Annotated in this window: 13 protein-coding genes; 2 read left to right on the top strand and 11 right to left on the bottom strand. The window is 55.7% G+C overall.

Annotated features, from left to right (window positions below; all coding sequences use genetic code 11):
• The first annotated feature begins 143 nt into the window (after window positions 1-143).
• Window positions 144-1,652, top strand: a complete 1,509-nt coding sequence (gene glpD / locus ABLV75_RS25305; protein ID WP_004106483.1) for a glycerol-3-phosphate dehydrogenase — start codon at window positions 144-146, stop codon at window positions 1,650-1,652.
• 52 nt (window positions 1,653-1,704) lie between these two features.
• Here glpD and glgP read toward each other — a convergent pair whose 3' ends face one another.
• The 11 genes from glgP to ABLV75_RS25360 form a co-directional block, all read right to left on the bottom strand.
• Complete coding sequence (glgP, locus tag ABLV75_RS25310; RefSeq protein WP_004106484.1) at window positions 1,705-4,152, bottom strand: glycogen phosphorylase; 2,448 nt, start codon at window positions 4,150-4,152, stop codon at window positions 1,705-1,707.
• A gap of 14 nt (window positions 4,153-4,166) precedes the next feature.
• A complete protein-coding gene (gene glgA / locus ABLV75_RS25315) occupies window positions 4,167-5,600 on the bottom strand; it encodes a glycogen synthase GlgA (protein WP_004106486.1) in 1,434 nt (477 codons plus the stop codon).
• Entirely contained in the window at window positions 5,600-6,895 is a 1,296-nt protein-coding gene (glgC, locus tag ABLV75_RS25320) for a glucose-1-phosphate adenylyltransferase (RefSeq protein ID WP_004106488.1), read from the bottom strand. Before glgC ends, glgA begins: the two co-directional genes overlap by 1 nt.
• Window positions 6,896-6,975: 80 nt before the next feature.
• A complete protein-coding gene (gene glgX, locus ABLV75_RS25325) occupies window positions 6,976-8,952 on the bottom strand; it encodes a glycogen debranching protein GlgX (RefSeq protein ID WP_004106490.1) in 1,977 nt (658 codons plus the stop codon).
• Entirely contained in the window at window positions 8,949-11,135 is a 2,187-nt protein-coding gene (glgB, locus tag ABLV75_RS25330; RefSeq protein ID WP_004106491.1) for a 1,4-alpha-glucan branching enzyme, read from the bottom strand. The genes glgX and glgB overlap by 4 nt, the downstream gene beginning before the upstream one ends.
• Before the next feature lie 248 nt (window positions 11,136-11,383).
• Window positions 11,384-12,490, bottom strand: coding sequence for an aspartate-semialdehyde dehydrogenase (asd, locus tag ABLV75_RS25335; RefSeq protein ID WP_004106493.1), 1,107 nt, complete (start codon window positions 12,488-12,490; stop codon window positions 11,384-11,386).
• 449 nt (window positions 12,491-12,939) lie between these two features.
• The gene (gene gntU / locus ABLV75_RS25340) at window positions 12,940-14,280 is read right to left on the bottom strand and encodes a gluconate transporter (RefSeq protein ID WP_004106495.1); all 1,341 of its coding nucleotides are present in this window, start codon (window positions 14,278-14,280) and stop codon (window positions 12,940-12,942) included.
• The gene (gene gntK, locus ABLV75_RS25345; protein ID WP_004106496.1) at window positions 14,280-14,810 is read right to left on the bottom strand and encodes a gluconokinase; all 531 of its coding nucleotides are present in this window, start codon (window positions 14,808-14,810) and stop codon (window positions 14,280-14,282) included. The genes gntU and gntK overlap by 1 nt, the downstream gene beginning before the upstream one ends.
• A gap of 181 nt (window positions 14,811-14,991) precedes the next feature.
• Window positions 14,992-15,987 carry a gluconate operon transcriptional repressor GntR gene (gene gntR / locus ABLV75_RS25350; protein ID WP_004106498.1) on the bottom strand — a complete coding sequence of 332 codons (996 nt, stop codon included), beginning with the start codon at window positions 15,985-15,987 and terminating at the stop codon, window positions 14,992-14,994.
• 224 nt (window positions 15,988-16,211) lie between these two features.
• On the bottom strand, window positions 16,212-16,907 hold the full coding sequence (gene yhhW, locus ABLV75_RS25355) for a quercetin 2,3-dioxygenase (RefSeq protein WP_004106500.1): 696 nt from the start codon (window positions 16,905-16,907) through the stop codon (window positions 16,212-16,214).
• Window positions 16,908-17,028: 121 nt separating this feature from the next.
• A complete protein-coding gene (locus ABLV75_RS25360; protein ID WP_004106502.1) occupies window positions 17,029-18,066 on the bottom strand; it encodes an oxidoreductase in 1,038 nt (345 codons plus the stop codon).
• Between the two features lie 255 nt (window positions 18,067-18,321).
• Between ABLV75_RS25360 and ABLV75_RS25365 the strand changes: the two genes are divergently transcribed.
• Complete coding sequence (locus ABLV75_RS25365) at window positions 18,322-18,981, top strand: polymer-forming cytoskeletal protein (RefSeq protein ID WP_004106503.1); 660 nt, start codon at window positions 18,322-18,324, stop codon at window positions 18,979-18,981.
• Window positions 18,982-19,090: the final 109 nt, after the last annotated feature.

A 19,090-nucleotide genomic window follows, 5' to 3' on the forward strand; every position in this document is an offset into this window, starting at 1 on the left:
ACAGCCTGGCGCGAAATAAACGCCAATATGTTACACGCATCACTCTGAAATGTTTTTTTGATGTTACCAATGGCGCGATTGTTTGCTATATTGAGCGATATCGAACATTTGTGAGCTTAAACGAAAGTGTAAGAGGTAGCAGCGTGGAAACCAAAGATCTGATTGTGATAGGGGGAGGCATCAACGGTGCCGGTATCGCGGCAGACGCCGCAGGGCGTGGTTTATCCGTGCTGATGCTGGAGGCGCGCGATCTGGCCTGCGCGACATCCAGCGCCAGCTCAAAGCTGATTCACGGCGGGCTGCGCTACCTCGAACACTATGAATTCCGCCTGGTGAGCGAAGCGCTGGCCGAGCGTGAAGTGTTATTAAAAATGGCCCCGCATATCGCCTTCCCGATGCGTTTTCGCTTACCGCATCGCCCGCACCTGCGTCCGGCGTGGATGATCCGCATTGGCCTGTTTATGTACGACCATCTCGGTAAGCGCACCAGCCTGCCTGGATCAACCGGTTTGCGTTTTGGTACAGAATCAGTACTTAAACCTGAAATCGTGCGCGGTTTCGAATATTCCGACTGCTGGGTCGACGATGCGCGCATGGTGCTGGCCAATGCCCAGATGGTTGTGCGTAAAGGTGGAGAAGTACGCACGCGCACCCGCGCCATTTCAGCAAAACGTGAAAACGGTTTGTGGATTGTCGAAGCGGAAGATATTGATAGCGGTGAAAAGTTCACCTGGCAGGCGCGCGGTCTGGTTAACGCGACCGGCCCGTGGGTCAAACAGTTCTTCGACGAGGGGATGCACCTGCGTTCTCCGTACGGTATCCGCTTGATTAAAGGCAGTCATATCGTCGTACCGCGTGTACATACGCAGAAGCAGGCCTATATCCTGCAAAATGAAGATAAACGCATTGTCTTTGTGATCCCGTGGATGGACGAGTTCTCCATCATCGGCACCACCGACGTCGAATATAAAGGCGATCCAAAAGCGGTGGCGATCGATGACAAAGAGGTTAACTATCTGCTGAACGTCTATAACGCTCACTTTAAAAAACAACTCACCCGGGACGATATTGTCTGGACCTACTCGGGCGTGCGCCCGCTGTGCGATGATGAATCTGATTCACCGCAGGCGATCACCCGCGACTACACCCTCGATATTCATGATGAGAACGGCCAGGCGCCGCTGCTATCGGTCTTCGGCGGTAAGCTCACCACCTACCGTAAGCTGGCCGAACACGCGCTGGAGAAACTGACGCCTTACTACAAAGGCATTGGCCCGGCATGGACCAAAACCGCGGTGCTGCCCGGCGGCGATATCGGCGGCGGCCGTGATGACTATGCGGCTAAGCTGCGCCGCCGCTTCCCGTTTATCAGTGAATCGATGGCCCGCCATTACGCCCGCACCTACGGCAGCAACAGCGAGTTGATCCTTGATAAGGCGACCTCGCTGGACGATCTGGGCGAACATTTCGGTCATGAGTTTTTTGAAGCCGAACTGCGCTATCTGGTTGAACATGAATGGGTTCGTTCACTGGATGACGCTATCTGGCGGCGGACCAAGCAGGGCATGTGGCTCACGGATGAACAGCAGGCGCGCATTAGCGAATGGCTGGCGCAGCACGCGGGAAAGTCTGAGCTGTCGCTGGCGTCATAACAGCGTAAATAGTAACGGGGCCCGTAGGCCCCGTTTTTTTATGGCAACCCCGTTACAGCCTTACCGGATCGATATGCCAGATATGGTCGGCATACTCTTTAATCGTGCGGTCGGACGAGAAGTAACCCATATTAGCGATATTCAGCATCGCTTTATTGGCCCACTCCTCCGGATGACGGTACAGCTCATCCACCTTATCCTGACAATCCACGTAGCTACGGTAATCCGCCAGAACCTGATAGTGGTCGCCGAAGTTAATCAGCGAATCCAGCAGGTCGCGGTAACGTCCCGGTTCAGATGGACTAAACAGGCCGGTGCCAATCTGCGTCAGCGCCTGGTGCAGCTCTTCATCCTGCTCGTAGTAATCACGCGGTTTATAGCCATTGGCCCGCAGGGCTTCAACTTGTTCCGCTGTATTACCGAAGATAAAGAAATTATCCGCCCCAACGTGCTCCTGCATCTCAACGTTAGCGCCATCCAGAGTACCAATGGTTAACGCACCGTTAAGCGCGAACTTCATGTTGCTGGTACCGGACGCCTCCGTCCCTGCCAGAGAGATCTGCTCGGAGAGATCCGCCGCCGGAATGATCAGCTGCGCGAGGCTAACGCTGTAGTTAGGAATAAACACCACTTTCAGCTTATCGCCAACTTCCGGATCGTTATTCACTACCGCCGCGACATCATTAATTAAATGAATAATATGCTTCGCCATATAGTAAGCCGAAGCCGCCTTTCCGGCGAAAATATTCACTCGCGGTACCCACTCAGCGTCAGGATCGGCTTTGATGCGATTGTAGCGAGTGATCACATGCAGCACGTTCATCAACTGACGTTTGTACTCGTGAATACGCTTGATCTGCACATCAAACAGAGCCTTCGGGTTGACGACCACGTTAAGCTGCTGGCCGATGTAGTTCGCCAGCCGCTGCTTGTTTTCCAGCTTGGCCTGGCGTACCGCCTGATTGACCTTCGGATAGTCGATATGCTGCTCCAGCTCCTTCAGCTGACTTAAATCCGTGCGCCAGGTATGACCGATATTTTCATCCAGCACTTTTGACAACGGCGGATTCGCCAGCGCCAGCCAGCGGCGCGGAGTCACGCCATTCGTGACATTGGTGAAGCGCATCGGAAAAATTTTGGCAAATTCGGCAAACAGCGACTCAACCATCAGCCGGGAGTGCAGCTCCGACACGCCGTTGACCTTGTGGCTTACCACCACCGCCAGCCACGCCATACGGACGCGACGCCCGTTAGACTCGTCGATAATCGACGTACGACCCAGCATCGCCGTATCGTTGGGATACTGCTCCTGCAGGGTCTTCAGGAAGTAGTCATTAATCTCGAAAATAATCTGCAAATGACGCGGCAGAATTTTACCCAGCATGTCGACGGGCCAGGTCTCCAGCGCTTCGCTCATCAGGGTATGGTTGGTATAAGAGAAGACCTGGCAGGTTACCTCGAACGCCTCATCCCAGCTGAACTTGTGCTCGTCAATCAGCAGGCGCATCAGCTCCGGAATCGACAGCACCGGGTGCGTGTCATTGAGATGAATCGCGATTTTATCCGCCAGATTGGCGTAGGTTTTATGCAGCTGGTAGTGGCGGCTGAGGATATCTTGTACCGTCGCCGACACGAGGAAATACTCCTGGCGCAGGCGCAGTTCGCGCCCGGAATAGGTGGAGTCATCCGGATAAAGTACCCGCGACACGTTCTCGGAGTGGTTTTTATCTTCCACCGCCGCGAAGTAGTCGCCCTGATTAAATTTACCGAGGTTAATCTCGCTGCTGGCCTGCGCGCTCCACAGACGCAGCGTATTGGTGGCGTCGGTATCAAAACCCGGGATAATCTGATCGTAGGCTTCAGCAATAATCTCTTCGGTTTCCACCCAGCGTGAATGTTTACCTTCCTGCTGAATGCGGCCGCCGAAACGCACTTTATAGCGCGTATTGTGGCGCTCAAATTCCCACGGGTTACCATACTCCAGCCAGTAATCCGGGGACTCTTTCTGCCGCCCATCGACGATGTTTTGCTTAAACATGCCGTAGTCGTAGCGAATACCGTAGCCACGGCCCGGTAAACCCAGCGCCGCCAGCGAGTCAAGGAAGCAGGCGGCCAGACGCCCCAGGCCGCCGTTGCCCAGGCCCGGGTCATTCTCTTCATCAATCAGCTCTTCAAGATTCAGCCCCATCTCTTCCAGCGCGCTATTCACATCTTCATAAATACCTAGCGATAACAGCGCGTTGGATAAAGTACGGCCAATCAAAAATTCCATCGACAGATAGTATACCTGGCGCACCTCCTGAGAGAGCTGCGCCCGGTTTGAACGTAGCCAGCGCTCAACCATGCGATCGCGAACGGCGAACAGCGTAGCATTAAGCCATTCATGCTTGTTCGCGATAGCCGGATCTTTACCGATAATAAACATCAGTTTATAAGCAATAGAGTGCTTTAACGCCTCAACGCTCAGGGTGGGTGATGAGTAGCTAAAAGGTACATTCATAGCTTTGCTCCTGGTTACAGCAAGCGTTGATAAAGTTCGCGGTAAGAGTTTGCGGCAACCTGCCAGCTAAAATCCATATTCATCGCCTGGCGCTGGACGTAACGCCAGAGCGATGGGCGCGACCACAGGACGAACGTGCGTCGAATGGCCCGCAGCAGCGACACAGCGTTGCTATCTTCAAAAACAAAGCCGGTAGCCAGACCGTCGGCGAGATTCTCCAGCGAGCAGTCGGAAACGGTGTCTGCCAGACCGCCGGTGCGCCGCACCAGCGGTAGCGTGCCGTACTTCAGGCCGTACAGCTGGGTCAAGCCGCACGGTTCAAAACGGCTGGGCACCAGAATCACATCGGCACCGCCCATAATGCGGTGAGAGAATGCCTCATGGTAGCCAATCTGAACGCCGACTTTGCCCGGATGCTCGGCCGCAGCGGCCAGGAAGCCCTCCTGCAGTACCGGATCGCCAGCCCCCAGCAGCGCCAGCTGACCGCCCTGCTCCAGCAGGCCCGGCAGCGCCTCCAGCACCAGGTCCAACCCTTTCTGGCTGGTCAAACGGCTAACCACGGCAAACAGCGGCGCTTTATCATCCACCTTCAGCCCCATGGCGATTTGCAGCTGACGTTTGTTCTCAGCCTTCTCTTCCAGCCGATCGCGGTCATAGCGCGCGGCCAGCAGCAGGTCGCTTTCCGGATTCCAGATATGATCATCCACTCCGTTGAGGATCCCCGAAAGGCGGCCCTCATGTTGTCGCTGGCGCAGCAGCCCTTCCATCCCGTAAGCGAACTGCGGCTCGGTGATTTCGCGGGCATAGGTTGGACTAACCGCCGTAATATGGTCGGCGTAGTAAAGACCCGCCTTCAGGAAGGAGATCTGACCGTTAAATTCGAGGCCATGAACGTTATAGAACGACCAGGGCAGCTCAATGTCGTTCATATGCCACGAGTAGAACATCCCCTGATAGGCCAGGTTATGCACCGTAAAGACTGACTTCGCCGGGTGGCCGCGCGCCGCCAGGTAGGCAGGGGTCAGCCCCGCATGCCAGTCGTGGGCGTGAACAACATCGGGACGCCAGAAAGGATCCAGGCCGCAGGCCATCTCGCTGCCTACCCAGCCCAGCAGCGCGAAGCGCAGCACGTTGTCGGTATAGGCATGCTGATTGGTATCGTGGTAAGGGCTCCCCGGACGATCGTAGAGATGCGGGGCATCAATCAGATAGATGCCCACGCCGTTAAAGTGGCCGAACAGTAAAGTGATACGCCCGGCAAACGTCTCCCGGCGCGTTACCACCTGCGCATCCGTCACGCCGCGGCGGATATCAGGAAACGCGGGCAACAGTACGCGCGTATCAACGCCCCCGGCAATTTGCGCTGCAGGCAGCGCGCCGATCACATCCGCCAGTCCACCGGTTTTTAACAGCGGGAACATCTCTGAACATACATGTAATACCTGCATTAGCGCTCCTGTGGGTACCCCAATTTCCGCAGCATGTCGCGGGTGACCAGCACGATACCTTCCTCCGAGCGGTAGAAACGGCGTGCATCCTCTTCCGCGTTCTCACCAACAACCATACCTTCCGGTATCACGCAGGCACGGTCAATAATGCAGCGACGCAGGCGGCACGAACGGCCAACCCAAACCTCTGGCAGCAAGACTGCCGAATCAATATTACAGAATGAATTCACCCGCACGCGCGGGAACAGCACCGACTGCACAACCACCGAACCGGAGATGATACAGCCGCCGGAGACCAGCGAGTTGAGGGTCATCCCGTGGCTACCCGAGCGGTCCTGAACGAATTTCGCCGGAGGCAGAGGCTCCATATGGGTGCGAATCGGCCAGTTCTGATCGTACATATCCAGTTCCGGGGTCACCGAAGCCAGATCGAGGTTGGCTTTCCAGTACGCTTCCAGGGTCCCGACATCCCGCCAATAGGGCTCAGACTGCGGATCGGACTGCACGCAGGAGAGCGGGAAAGGATGTGCATAAGCCATGCCAGCTTTGGTGATTTTCGGAATGATGTCTTTACCAAAATCGTGGCTGGAGCTTTCATCGCTGTCGTCTTCTTCCAGAAGCTCATAAAGGTAATCCGCGTCAAAGACATAGATACCCATACTCGCCAGCGATTTGCTCGCATCGCCCGGCATCGCCGGAGGGTTAGCCGGTTTTTCGACGAAATCGATAATCTTATCGCTCTCGTCCACCGCCATTACGCCGAACGCCCGTGCTTCTTCAATAGGCACCGGCATACAGGCAACGGTGCAACGCGCGCCTTTTTCGACATGGTCGATAAGCATCCGCGAGTAGTCTTGTTTGTAGATATGGTCGCCGGCGAGGATGACGACATACTCCGCCTTGTAGCGACGAATGATGTCGAGGTTCTGCGTCACCGCGTCCGCGGTGCCGCGATACCAGTTTTCTCCCTGCATCCTTTGCTGGGCGGGCAGCAGGTCAACAAATTCGTTCATCTCTTCATTGAAAAAAGACCAGCCGCGCTGAATATGCTGCACCAGAGTATGCGATTGATACTGGGTGATGACGCCGATACGACGAATACCTGAGTTAATACAGTTAGATAACGCAAAATCGATAATACGGAACTTGCCGCCGAAATGGACAGCAGGTTTCGCGCGTTTATTGGTCAGATCCTTCAGACGGGTACCACGTCCCCCGGCAAGGATCAGCGCAACGGATTTGATCGGCAACTGACGCGCCAGCATCAATGGATCGTTCTTTTCTACCCCAACCATAATTAACTCCTTTTTTACTCCCCAGCTTGCCTGCCCTTCTCGTCGCGCCGCCGCTTCGAGACCAACCGGAAGCCCCGAGGTTACGACCTTTGAAATACGCACACTCCGTGCGCGGGCCCATGCCAGACAGCCATAGTGACCGGATTATCCTCTCCGGCGAAAGGTGGAATGGCGCGCCATTCCCCCGCGGGTAAAACCATCTCTGCCACCTCGGCGGTGGCGTTCAGCGCCATCAGCCAGCGATCGGACAATATGATCTGCATGCGCGGCGCACCGTGCTGCCATTCATCAGCGGACAGCGGCTGAGCATGTTGGTTTAACCAGCGAACGCTGCCGTCTCCCTCCTGCCACCAGCGATTATCGGTTAAAGCCGAAATACGCTGGCGCAGATGAATCAACGCGGCGGTGAACGCGGTCAGCCCGCGGTTAGTATGGTTCCAGTCCAGCCAGGTCAACGCATTGTCCTGACAGTAAGCATTGTTGTTACCATGCTGGCTGTGACCGTGTTCGTCACCCGCCAGCAGCATCGGCGTTCCCTGCGCCAGCAGTAGCGTCGCCAGAAGAGCGTGAACGCTGGCACGGCGCCGCTCAATGACGGCAAGACTCCCTTCTAATCCTTCTATACCATGATTGTTGCTGTAGTTATTGTTAGTCCCATCGCGATTCTCCTCCCCGTTTGCCTCATTGTGTTTCTGATTGAAACAAACGCAGTCGCGCAGGGTGAAACCATCGTGCGCGGTGACCAGGTTAATCGCCGCCGACGGCGCTCTGCCGTTACGCTGGAAAACGTCGCTCGAGGCGGCAAAACGCAGCGCGAAGTCGCCCAGCGAGACGTTCTGCTGTAGCCAGAATCGACGTGCGGTATCGCGGAAATGGTCGTTCCACTCAGCAAACAACGGCGGAAAGTTACCGACCTGGTAGCCCCCGGGACCGATATCCCAGGGCTCGGCAATCAGCTTCACTTCCGCCAGCCGCGGATCGTTACGAATGGCCTCAAACAGCGGCGCATCCTGACGAAACTCCGGCGTCCGCCCCATTACCGAGGCGAGATCGAAACGAAAACCGTCGACGTGGCACTCATCGACCCAAAAGCGCAGACACTGGCGCGCATACTCCACCACCCCGGGATGGCTGAGGTTGAGGGTGTTCCCGCAGCCGGTCCAGTTGTGGTAATCACCGTCTTCCCTGATCCAATAATAGCTACGGTTGTCGATTCCGCGCAGGGAGAAGGTCGGCCCTTCCAGGTCTATCTCCGCGCTATGGTTCAACACCACGTCAAGGATCACTTCAATACCTGCCGCGTGCAGCGCTTTTACCGCATCGCGAAATTCGTTTAACGCCTGCTCCGGCGCGCTGGCGTAGCGCGTATCGAGGGCAAAAATCGCCAGCGGGTTGTAGCCCCAATAGTTGCTTAACCCCATCCTCTGCAGACGCGGTTCGCTGGCGAACTGCGCCACCGGCATTAACTCTAGTGCAGTAATGCCGAGCGTGCGGAAGTATTCGATCATCACCGGATGACCCAGCGCTTTGTAGGTGCCGCGGATCTCTTCCGGCAGCTCAGGGTGCAGCCAGGTCAGCCCCTTGACGTGGGCTTCATAAATCACCGTCTGGCCCCACGGCGTGCGCGGCGGCTTATCGCCGCGCCAGTCATAATGGAGGTCGATTACCCGCGACTTCGGCGCTATTGCCGCGCTATCGCGGTTATCGGGAACGCCATCGCCGCCGTGAAGTCGCTCGTCGTCAGGCAGTCCGCCATCCACCTGGTGGCAGCAGGGATCGAGCAGCAGCTTTGCCGGATTGAAACGGTGCCCCTGCGCCGGGTCCCAGGGGCCGTGGACGCGGTAGCCGTAGCGCAGACCTGGCCCGACATCGGCGAGCCAGCCGTGCCAGATATCGCCGCTGCGTGCGGGCAGGTCGACTCGCCGCTCATTGCCCTGCTCGTCAAACACGCAGAGTTCCACCCGCTCCGCATGGACGGAAAAGAGCGCGAAATTCACGCCCTTACCGTCGTAGCTGGCCCCTAAAGGCGCGGGCTTTCCTGCCGTGAGTGCGATCATTGCGCCTCCCGCACCAGCCATACCGTCGCCAGCGGCGGCAGCGTAATGGAGAGCGAGTGTTCACGACCGTGGCTGGCGATCGGGTCGCTCTCGACGACGCCGCCGTTGCCGGTATTGCTACCGTGGTAGTGCATAGAGTCGGTGTTCAGCTCTTCACGCCAGCGGCCAGGCTGGTTGATGCCAAAGCGATACTCATGGCGCGGCACTGGCGTGAAGTTGCTGGCGACGATAATTTCGTTACCCGCCCTGTCGCGACGAACAAAGATAAAGACCGAGCGCTCGTGGTCGTCCACCACCAGCCATTCAAATCCGTAGGGGTCAAAATCCAGTTCATGCAGCGCTTTATGGTGGCGATAAGTATGGTTGAGATCGCGCACCAGCCGCTGAACGCCGTGGTGCCAGTTATCGCCGCCTTCCAGCAGATGCCAGTCGAGGCTTGTATCGTGGTTCCACTCTCGCCCTTGAGCAAACTCATTGCCCATAAACAGGAGCTTTTTACCGGGGAAGGCAAACAGCCAGCCGTAGTACGCGCGCAGGTTAGCGAACTTCTGCCAGGCATCGCCCGGCATACGGTCGAGAATCGATTTTTTGCCGTGCACGACCTCATCATGAGAGAGCGGCAGGACAAAGTTTTCGGTGTAGTTGTAGAGCATACCGAAGGTCATCTTGTCGTGATGATGTCGGCGATGCACCGGGTCCAGCTTCATATAGTCGAGGGTGTCGTGCATCCAGCCAAGGTTCCACTTGAACCAGAAGCCGAGCCCGCCGGTGGAGGAAGGACGAGACACGCCGGGGAAATCGGTCGACTCTTCCGCCATCGTCACCGCGCCCGGCGTCTGCTCGCCCAGCACGCGGTTGGTATTGCGCAGAAACTCAATGGCTTCAAGGTTTTCCCGACCGCCGAATTCGTTCGGCACCCACTCGCCCTGTTTGCGGCTATAGTCGCGATAAATCATTGATGCCACCGCATCAACCCGCAGCGCGTCAATGCCGAAGCGTTCGATCCAGTACAGCGCATTGCCGACCAGATAATTACTGACCTCGCGACGACCGTAGTTGTAAATCAGGGTGTTCCAGTCCTGGTGGTAGCCTTCGCGCGGGTCGCTATGTTCATACAACGAGGTGCCGTCAAACGAGGCGAGCGCGAAATCATCCGCCGGAAAATGGCCGGGTACCCAGTCCAGAATCACGTTCAGGCCCGCAGCGTGCGCGGCGTTGATAAAGTAGAGGAAATCCTCCCGGGTGCCGAAGCGACGAGTTGGCGCATATAGCCCGGTTGGCTGATAGCCCCAGCTGCCGTCAAACGGATGCTCATTAACCGGTAGTAGTTCAAGATGGGTGAAGCCCATCCATTTGGCATAAGGCACCAGTTGGTCGGCAAGCTCGCGGTAGCTCAGCCAGAAGTTATTATCGGTATGGCGACGCCAGGAGCCGAGGTGCACCTCATAAATCGAGATTGGCGCATCAAACTGGTTAGCCAGCTTGCGCTCCGGCGGCTGCTGGACCTTTTCCGGCAGCCCGCAGATGAGCGAGGCGCTATCCGGGCGCATCTGCGCTTCAAAAGCGTAAGGGTCGGACTTCACCCGCAGGTTGCCGTGGGCATCAATCAGCTCGAATTTATACAGCTGGCCGTTCAGCGCGCCGGGAACGAACAGCTCCCAGATGCCGGACTCTTTACGCAGGCGCATCGGGTGGCGGCGACCATCCCAGTAGTTAAACTGGCCGACGACCGACACCCGACGGGCGTTAGGCGCCCAGACCGAGAAACGCGTGCCGACCACGCCGTCCATAGTATCGGCATGCGCGCCCAACGTTTCATACGGACGCAGGTGCGTGCCTTCCGACAGCAGCCAGACATCCAGATCCTGCAGCAGCGGGCCAAAACGATACGGGTCATCGATCAGATTCTGCTGCCCGTGCCAGGTGACAGCCAACTGATAACGAAAAGGATTTTTACGACGCGGCAGAACGCCGCTAAAGAAACCGCGCGAGTCGAGGCATTCCAGCTTGCCGACTTTGCGTCCGGTTTTTGGTTCAATGACCCACACTTCGGTGGCATCGGGTAATAATGCACGAACTTCCAGCCCGGCGTCGGTGTAATGCATGCCAAGCACGGAAAAAGGATCCGCAAAATGGCCGGCGATAAGCGCATTAATCACGTCCTTATCGATACGATTAGACATGGTTTCATCCTGTTGTAGGTGTCGCCCTTTCCTGTATCTGGCGACTTTTTTTTGACCTGAACGGCGCAGCACGTTACGCGTCCCCCTGCTCCGTCCCACCTTCAGGTAAGGAGACGTCATGACTCCTTACTTAAAGCATAGCCAAGGCTGAGTTACCTCCGTTGGGAAAAATCTAACATTCGCGTTTACTCCTTGTATTACGCAAAAAAAAGGGGTGTTTCAACACCCCTTTTCTCATCTTGTGACGACTACGCCAGCTGTCTTAGCATACGGCGGAGCGGCTCGGCGGCCCCCCACAGTAGCTGGTCACCAACGGTGAACGCCGACAGATACTCCGGCCCCATATTCAGTTTACGCAGGCGCCCCACCGGGGTGGTCAGGGTGCCGGTGACGGCAGCCGGGGTCAGCTCACGCATAGTAATATCACGATCGTTCGGCACCACTTTGGCCCACGGGTTGTGCGCGGCCAGCAGTTCTTCAACGGTCGGAATAGAAACATCTTTTTTCAGCTTGATGGTAAACGCCTGGCTATGGCAGCGCAGCGCGCCAACGCGAACGCACAGGCCGTCTACCGGAATCGGTGAGGCGGTCGCGAGGATTTTGTTAGTCTCCGCCTGGCCTTTCCACTCTTCACGGCTCTGGCCGTTATCCAGCTGTTTGTCGATCCATGGGATCAGGCTGCCCGCCAGAGGAACGCCAAAGTTATCCACCGCCAGTTCGCCGCTGCGGGTCAAAGAGGTGACTTTGCGTTCAATCTCCAGGATTGCGGAAGCCGGATCCGCCAGCTCAGCCGCAACATGGCTGTGCAGCTGGCCCATCTGGGTCAGCAGTTCGCGCATATGACGCGCACCGCCGCCGGAAGCCGCCTGGTAAGTCGCCACGCTCACCCACTCAACCAGATCCTGAGCAAACAGGCCGCCGAGGGACATCAGCATCAGGCTAACGGTACAGTTGCCGCCGACAAAGGTTTTAACGCCGTTGTTCAGACCTGCGGTAATGACATCCTGGTTCACCGGGTCAAGAATAATGATGGCGTCGTCTTTCATGCGCAGCGAAGAGGCGGCGTCAATCCAGTAGCCCTGCCAGCCGCTTTCACGCAGCTTCGGGTAAATATCGTTGGTGTAATCGCCGCCCTGACACGTGACAATAATGTCCAGCGCCTTCAGTGCTTCCAGATCGAATGCATCCTGAAGCGTGCCACCGGTACTGCCACCAAAGGATGGAGCAGGCTGCCCCAACTGGGAGGTGGAGAAAAAAACAGGGCGAATGGCGTCAAAATCGCGCTCTTCTACCATGCGTTGCATGAGGACAGAGCCGACCATTCCGCGCCAGCCGATAAAACCAACATTTTTCATAACGTATTCCTGCGAGGTGTGTGCTGTTTGTTCCAGGCCAGTTTCCTACTGGTTAGTCCTTCACATTACAAAATGCAGCTAAAGTCGCAAGTGAAATTAATCAATGATTGCCAGGCAATCAGTAACGCAGCTAATTTTGCCTGGCGGCCGCCGTCACTGGCACCCCGGAATACCCGAATAATTATCAGGGAATTTAGATTGAGAAGGGAATATTTTCCGCCGCTATTTTATTGATCAAGATTATGGATTACAGCAGAAATTGGGTTGTTTTATTCTTGCGGAGAAGACCGAAAAAACCAGGCGTGGCGTGGGTTTGTGAGCCGTATGACGTTTATCGTATTTCTGATAGTGGCAGATCGGGAGAGGGTTAAAGCTAAAGGTTTTCGATATAAGTCGAGCATGAAATTAACCCGGCATCGCTTCGCTCCGCCGGGTTATCACTTTGGCGTTTAGCTCAACAGCGTAAACGCAATCATACCAACAATCGCCCCGACGGTGCCGAGGATGGTTTCCATCATCGTCCAGGTTTTCAGCGTTTGCGCTTCGGTCGCGCCGGTAAACTTGCCGAACAACCAGAAGCCCGCGTCGTTAACGTGGCTGACCACGATAGAACCGCCGGCGATACAGATAGAGAGCGCCGCCATCTGCGCGCCGCTGTAGTGCAGCTGTTCAATAACCGGCATCACCAGCCCGACTGCCGTCAGGCAGGCAACGGTCGCGGAACCCTGAATAATACGCACCGCCGCCGCCAGCACGAAGCAGGTGATGGCAATCGGCAGGCCCATACCGGTTAACGCTTCACCGAGGGCAGGGCCTACGCCGGAGTCGACCAGCACCTGTTTAAACACCCCGCCCGCACCGATGACCAGCAGGATGATGCCCGCAGGCTGGAGCGCATGACCGCAAATCTCCATCACCCGATCTTTAGCCATTCCCTGACGTACCGCCAGACCATAGATAGCCACCAGGCACGCCACCAGAATCGCGGTAAACGGATGGCCGATAAACTCAAACCATTCGTAAGCGGTAGAACCTTCCGGCACAAAGCGCGCGGCGATGGTTTTCAGGCCAACCAGCACCAGCGGCAGCAGAATCAGCGACAGGCTGAAGCCGAACGACGGCATTTTGCCTTCGCCAAGGTGTGGCTCGCTAATATCGTCCGGAATGTGCAGTTCAACATAGCGGCTGATGAAGTTACCCCACAGCGGCCCGGCAATAATCATCCCCGGGATAGCGGCGCACAGGCCAATCAGGATCATCCAGCCAAAGTCGGCATGCATCTGCGAGGCGAGCAGCATCGGCGCAGGCCCCGGTAGCAGGAACGCGGCCGCGGCGGCTACGCCAGCAAACAGCGGGATCACCAGCTTCACAAGGTTGGTGCCGGTATGGCGCGCCATTGAGAAAGCCACGCTGATCAGCAGCACGATCGCCACTTCAAAAAACAGCGGCAGCGCGCAGATAAGCCCGGCCAGACCTATCGCATAATGGGCGCGATTGTGGCCGAAAGATCTCAGCATCTTAACGGCAATCTGGTCGACCGCGCCGGTTTCATGCAGGATCTTACCAAACATAGCCCCTAACGCGACGACGATAGCCAGAAAACCCAGCGTGCCGCCCATGCCTTTTTCCATCGTCGCCGCGATCTTATCTAACGGCATTCCGGAAAAAAGCCCTGCTCCAATAGAAACCACCATCAAAGCCACGAAGGCATGCATACGCGCCTTCATGACTAAAAACAGCAGCAGCAAAACGGAGCCGACTGCTGTCAAAACAAGCGTTAATGTACTCACTAGTTACTGCCTTTGTTGATCACCTCAATGGTGCTGGCGACCACGCCTTCCAATGACTGGTCGATATCGACGATTAACACATCGCTTTCATCCGCGCCCGGTTCCTGCAGCGTCTCAAACTGCGTAACCAGCATCTGAGTCTTAAAGAAGTGGCCTTTACGCGCCTTCAGACGTTGTTCGATAACCGCAAAATCACCTTTCAGATAGATAAAGGAGAGGTTCGGGTTACCTTTACGCAGGATGTCGCGATAGCTCTTTTTCAACGCGGAGCAGACAATCAGCGACACTTTATTGGTGCGCTGCATAGCAAAGGCGGCATCGTTCAGCGCCTGCAGCCACGGGGTGCGGTCGTCGTCATTTAACGGTTCGCCGGAAGCCATCTTGTTGATATTGCTGCGCGGATGAAGAAAGTCGCCGTCGAGAAACGCGGCGTGCAGTTGATGCGCCACTTCGCTGGCGACAGCGGATTTCCCGCTGCCGGAAACGCCCATCAGGACATAGATGTGGTGATCATGGTTAGTCGTGCTCAAAGCTTCCTCCCACTGGACACATACGCGCAGCCTGGCAGCGTTTAACGGCGTGGAATACTGGCGTACAGATTAATTGTTACGGGTAACTGTTATCGGTAACATTGTCATGCCGGAGTAGTGGAGAAGCAATAACCATTCGTGCCAGATGTGAATATGTGTGATCTACTTCAAATTTGTCAGTTTAAATAGATCCGCCCGGTGACAATGTGAAACCTAAATCTAACATCTTAGGCGTCACCGCTTCACCGCGTATCCGCGCCAGCAGACGTTCAGCGCCAATCCGCCCCATACGCTCACGCGGCGTCAGCACGCTGGCCAGACGCGGCTCCATCACCTGACCAATATCGTGGCCGTGGAAACCGGCAATCGCCATATCGTCAGGGATTTTAAGCCCCAGCCGCTGGCACTCAAACGCTGCGCCGACCGCAAGGTCATCGTTGGTACAGAAAATGCCGTCAAGCTGCGGATATTCGCGACGCGCCTGGCGCATTAGCTCAATTCCCGATGAATAAGAAGAAGACTGCTCAACCATCACGCTGTAGGGCGTCATTCCGGCATCAAGCATCGCTTGCTCATACCCCTTCTGTTTGATGATAGTACGTTCATCAAGACGTGCGCCAAGATAGGCAACGTGACGGTGACCATGATTGATAATCGCCGCGGTCATCTGTCGGGCCGCTTCAAAGTTATCAAAGCCGACGGCGATATCGAGGCACGGCGACTGACTGTCCATCAGCTCCACAACCGGGATACCCGCGACTTCAATCATCTTCAGGGTTCGCGGCGTATGGGTCCGTTCGGTAAGGATCAGGCCGTCAATATTCCAGGAGAGCATCGATTCCAGGCGTTTTTCTTCCATTTCCGGCTTATAGCCGTAGTGCGCCAGCATAGTCTGATAGCCGAAAGAGTCGGTTACGCTTTCAATACCGCGCAGCACTTCCGAGAAGACCTGGTTAGTTAACGAGGGCAGCAGCACGCCAATGGCGCGGCTGGTCGCATTAGAGAGGATATCAGGGGCGCGATTAGGAATATAACCCAGTTCATCGAGAGCAACGGCAATCTTGCCACGCAGCGCTTCGGAAACCTGTTCCGGGTTACGTAAATAGCGACTGACCGTCATTTTGGTCACGCCGACAAGATCGGCTACATCCTGAAGTACGGGTCTTTTCTTTTTCATCGTCCTGACTGTGATAAACGGGAGACATTTTCTCAGTTTATCACGGACAAAGCCCAACCTTCCCGGAGAAAAGAGGGCTAACAGATTAATTTAGAGTGGATACGCAAAATCATTCAAGTTGCATTGAGGCGGCAACGCAACGAACCCCCGGAAGCGTACAAGGGGTACGCGACCGGGGTGAGTGAGGAGAGCCAACAAAAATGCGGCTTGAAGGATGACGCGTATCAGACTGGCGGCAGATCGAACAGCAGTATCTCGCTATCGCCGTCAGCATGCACGGAAATCGCCTGCTCGTCCCAAATGGCCAGGCCATCGCTGGTGGTGGCCTTCGTTCCGTTGATGGTGACTTCACCTTTCACCACCTGGATCCACACCCGGCGTTCGGCGGCAATCTGATGCACCGACTGCTCATCTTTCAGCAGGGCCCAGCGGTACAGTTCCATATCCTGGTACACTTTCAGCGAGCCTTCGCGAGCATCCGGCGACAGCACCAGCTGTTTGCCCTGAACGGCGTCAAAGCGGCGCTGTTCGTAGCGCGGAGTGATGCCATTTTTTTCCGGCATAATCCAGATCTGGTACAGATGCAGTTTTTCCGTGGCGCTTGGGTTGTACTCAGAGTGACGAATACCGGTACCCGCGCTCATGATCTGAAACTCACCCGCCGGAACCTGCTCTTTGTTACCCATGCTGTCCTGATGCTCCACGGCCCCTTCCAGCACGTAGGTCAGAATTTCCATATCTTTATGCGGATGGGTACCGAAGCCCTGGCCTGCGTCGATCACGTCATCGTTGATAACCCGCAGCGCCGAGAAGCCCATAAAGTTAGGATCGTAATAGTTCGCGAAAGAGAAAGTATGCCAGGAATCCAGCCAGCCGTGGTTAGCGTGGCCGCGTTCGTTAGCTTTGCGTAAGTAGATCATGTTGCACCCCCATATGTTTTCGATGGGATAAGTGTGGACCCAATCCCCTGGCGATCATAGAGGGTGAAAATTGACTCCTCTGTTCAAAAAATATGAACAAGCACAGAGGAGCCGGAGTTGCTTATCCTGCAAGGGTTATAGTGGCGGGAGACGGCTGCTCAAAGCCGCGTTCAAGGATCTCGATATTCGTGAGAACCTCAGATTCCTTGACGAAATTAGGCTGGCCGTTAACGAGGGTTTCATACAGCGAATCATAGACGCGGCCATAGTCGCCGGTTTCAAGCGGAACCTCTTCCCGTACGGTTTCCCCTGCTTCATTGACGTACTCCAGCAGGCCCAACGTATCGTCCGCGCCGAATCCTGGCTCACCGGGCATGATATTCGCCTTCAGGCTGGTCTCCTGCTGGTCGATACCGTATTTAATAAATGACCCTTTATGACCATGGACGATGAATTTTGGGTAGGGCAGCTTCACCAGATGGCTGGATTTAACAATCGCTTTCAGATTGCCGTAGAACAGCTGGGCCTCAAAAGTATCGTCCGGGTTGGCCTGGTTGCGCAGGCTACGAATGTCGTAAGACACATGATCCGGGCGGCCAAACAGAGCAATAATTTGGTCCATGGTATGGACCCCCAGACCATAGAACGTCCCATCCTGCGGCAGGCCAGGCTTTCCACCATCTATCGGGCGATAGTTATCGAAATGGTTTTCAATCTCGACGAGCTCCCCCAGTTTGCCGCTCTCAATGACTTTCTTCGTGGTCAGAAAGCAGGAGTCAAAGCGGCGGTTCTGGTACGGAGTGACCGTCAGCCCTTTGCTTTTCGCCAGCGCGAATAGCGTCTTCGCCTCGTCCAGAGTCGGCGTAAAAGGCTTTTCGACCAGCACATTTTTACCCGCCTCCAGCGCCCGTTTGGCATAGTCAAAATGGCTGTCCGCGTGGGTACACACGATCACCAGCTTGACCTGCGGGTCGTTAAGCACTTCATCGAGATCGCTGGTGAAGTGGATGTGCGAATACTGCGGCGCCTGCTCCTCCGGCCTGGCGCTGCGGCGGAAGATATGCGCCACATGCCAGCGGTCTTTTCGGTGCAAAACATAGGGAAGATGGTAGCGGGTGGTACTTTTGCCGAATCCAATAAATGCGCAGTGTAAAGTCATAACGCTGTCCTTAGTTAATATCGCTGCTATTAACCATAGCGCAAGCCAGCAGCGAACTTAAACCCTACATTCAGAGGGGTATATTCTGAAATGTTAAATTTACCGTTCAAAATGATTGACCCCGCAGACTAATTTCTGGATAAGAGAAACCCTCAGGAAGAGAACATTTTTTATCCAGCGCGCTGGCGGTTAGTAAGCCACATCGTCCTTCTCTTTTCCAACCCACGATGACTAAGGAGTAGCCATCTCATTCGCATGGAAAGCAAGTACTTAGCCATAAATAGCGCTCTTCTCTTCTGGCTGCTTGGCCTGCTGGCATGGTGCTTCGAATCCACGTACATGGCCTTGTTATCTGGTTCTTTCTCCCTGTCATCCTTCGTTTTTCATTTTCAATACCATCGGGTTAACCATATGTTTAAAAAGAATAAAACTATCGACGTTACGCCACAGCCAGCCAGCGTACCCGCGCCGGTCAACGACAAAGTCACCTCTGCGGCCAGGAAGCCGGATACCACGGTCATCGCCAGCGGCATGCGCTTTGAAGGAAACATTATTGCGGCGGGTAATGTCGATATCTACGGCACGGTGAGCGGCGATATCGACGCGAAAGAGAACCAAATTAAGATCATGACCGGCGGCCTGCTGGAGGGAAACATTACCTGCCGCGAACTGGTTATTGACGGCTGCGTCATCGGCCAGTGCAGTAGCGATACCATTGAAATCGATAAAAACGGTAACGTCACCGGAACGCTGGCCTACCGTACGCTGGCCATTAAAAAGGGCGGCGTGTTTTCCGGCCAGGCAGAAGTGCTGCCGCCGGTCGCGGAAAAGAACAACGTGGTGGGATTCATCACAGATACCGCGGTAGAAACGAAAGAGAGAGCGGAAGCGCATACTGCCGAAGCGGCGCAGTAACCCACATCCGGGCGCAGGCTGAAAAAAAGCAAAAAAAAAAGCCAGCACCCGGCTGGCTAAAGTAATACTGGAAGCAATGTGAGCAATGTCGTGCTTTCAGGCTTTCCGC

The organism is Klebsiella sp. CN_Kp066 (assembly GCF_040065135.1).
Taxonomy (GTDB): domain Bacteria; phylum Pseudomonadota; class Gammaproteobacteria; order Enterobacterales; family Enterobacteriaceae; genus Klebsiella; species Klebsiella oxytoca.

Bases quoted from the DNA above. Each gene is read 5' to 3' on its own strand.
- gntR (WP_004106498.1), bottom strand. From the start codon at position 15,987: ATGAAAAAGAAAAGACCCGTACTTCAGGATGTAGCCGATCTTGTCGGC.
- glgA (WP_004106486.1), bottom strand. From the start codon at position 5,600: ATGCAGGTATTACATGTATGTTCAGAGATGTTCCCGCTGTTAAAAACC.
- glgB (WP_004106491.1), bottom strand. From the start codon at position 11,135: ATGTCTAATCGTATCGATAAGGACGTGATTAATGCGCTTATCGCCGGC.
- ABLV75_RS25360 (WP_004106502.1), bottom strand. From the start codon at position 18,066: ATGACTTTACACTGCGCATTTATTGGATTCGGCAAAAGTACCACCCGC.
- yhhW (WP_004106500.1), bottom strand. From the start codon at position 16,907: ATGATCTACTTACGCAAAGCTAACGAACGCGGCCACGCTAACCACGGC.
- glgP (WP_004106484.1), bottom strand. From the start codon at position 4,152: ATGAATGTACCTTTTAGCTACTCATCACCCACCCTGAGCGTTGAGGCG.
- glgC (WP_004106488.1), bottom strand. From the start codon at position 6,895: ATGGTTGGGGTAGAAAAGAACGATCCATTGATGCTGGCGCGTCAGTTG.
- glgX (WP_004106490.1), bottom strand. From the start codon at position 8,952: ATGATCGCACTCACGGCAGGAAAGCCCGCGCCTTTAGGGGCCAGCTAC.
- ABLV75_RS25365 (WP_004106503.1), top strand. From the start codon at position 18,322: ATGGAAAGCAAGTACTTAGCCATAAATAGCGCTCTTCTCTTCTGGCTG.
- asd (WP_004106493.1), bottom strand. From the start codon at position 12,490: ATGAAAAATGTTGGTTTTATCGGCTGGCGCGGAATGGTCGGCTCTGTC.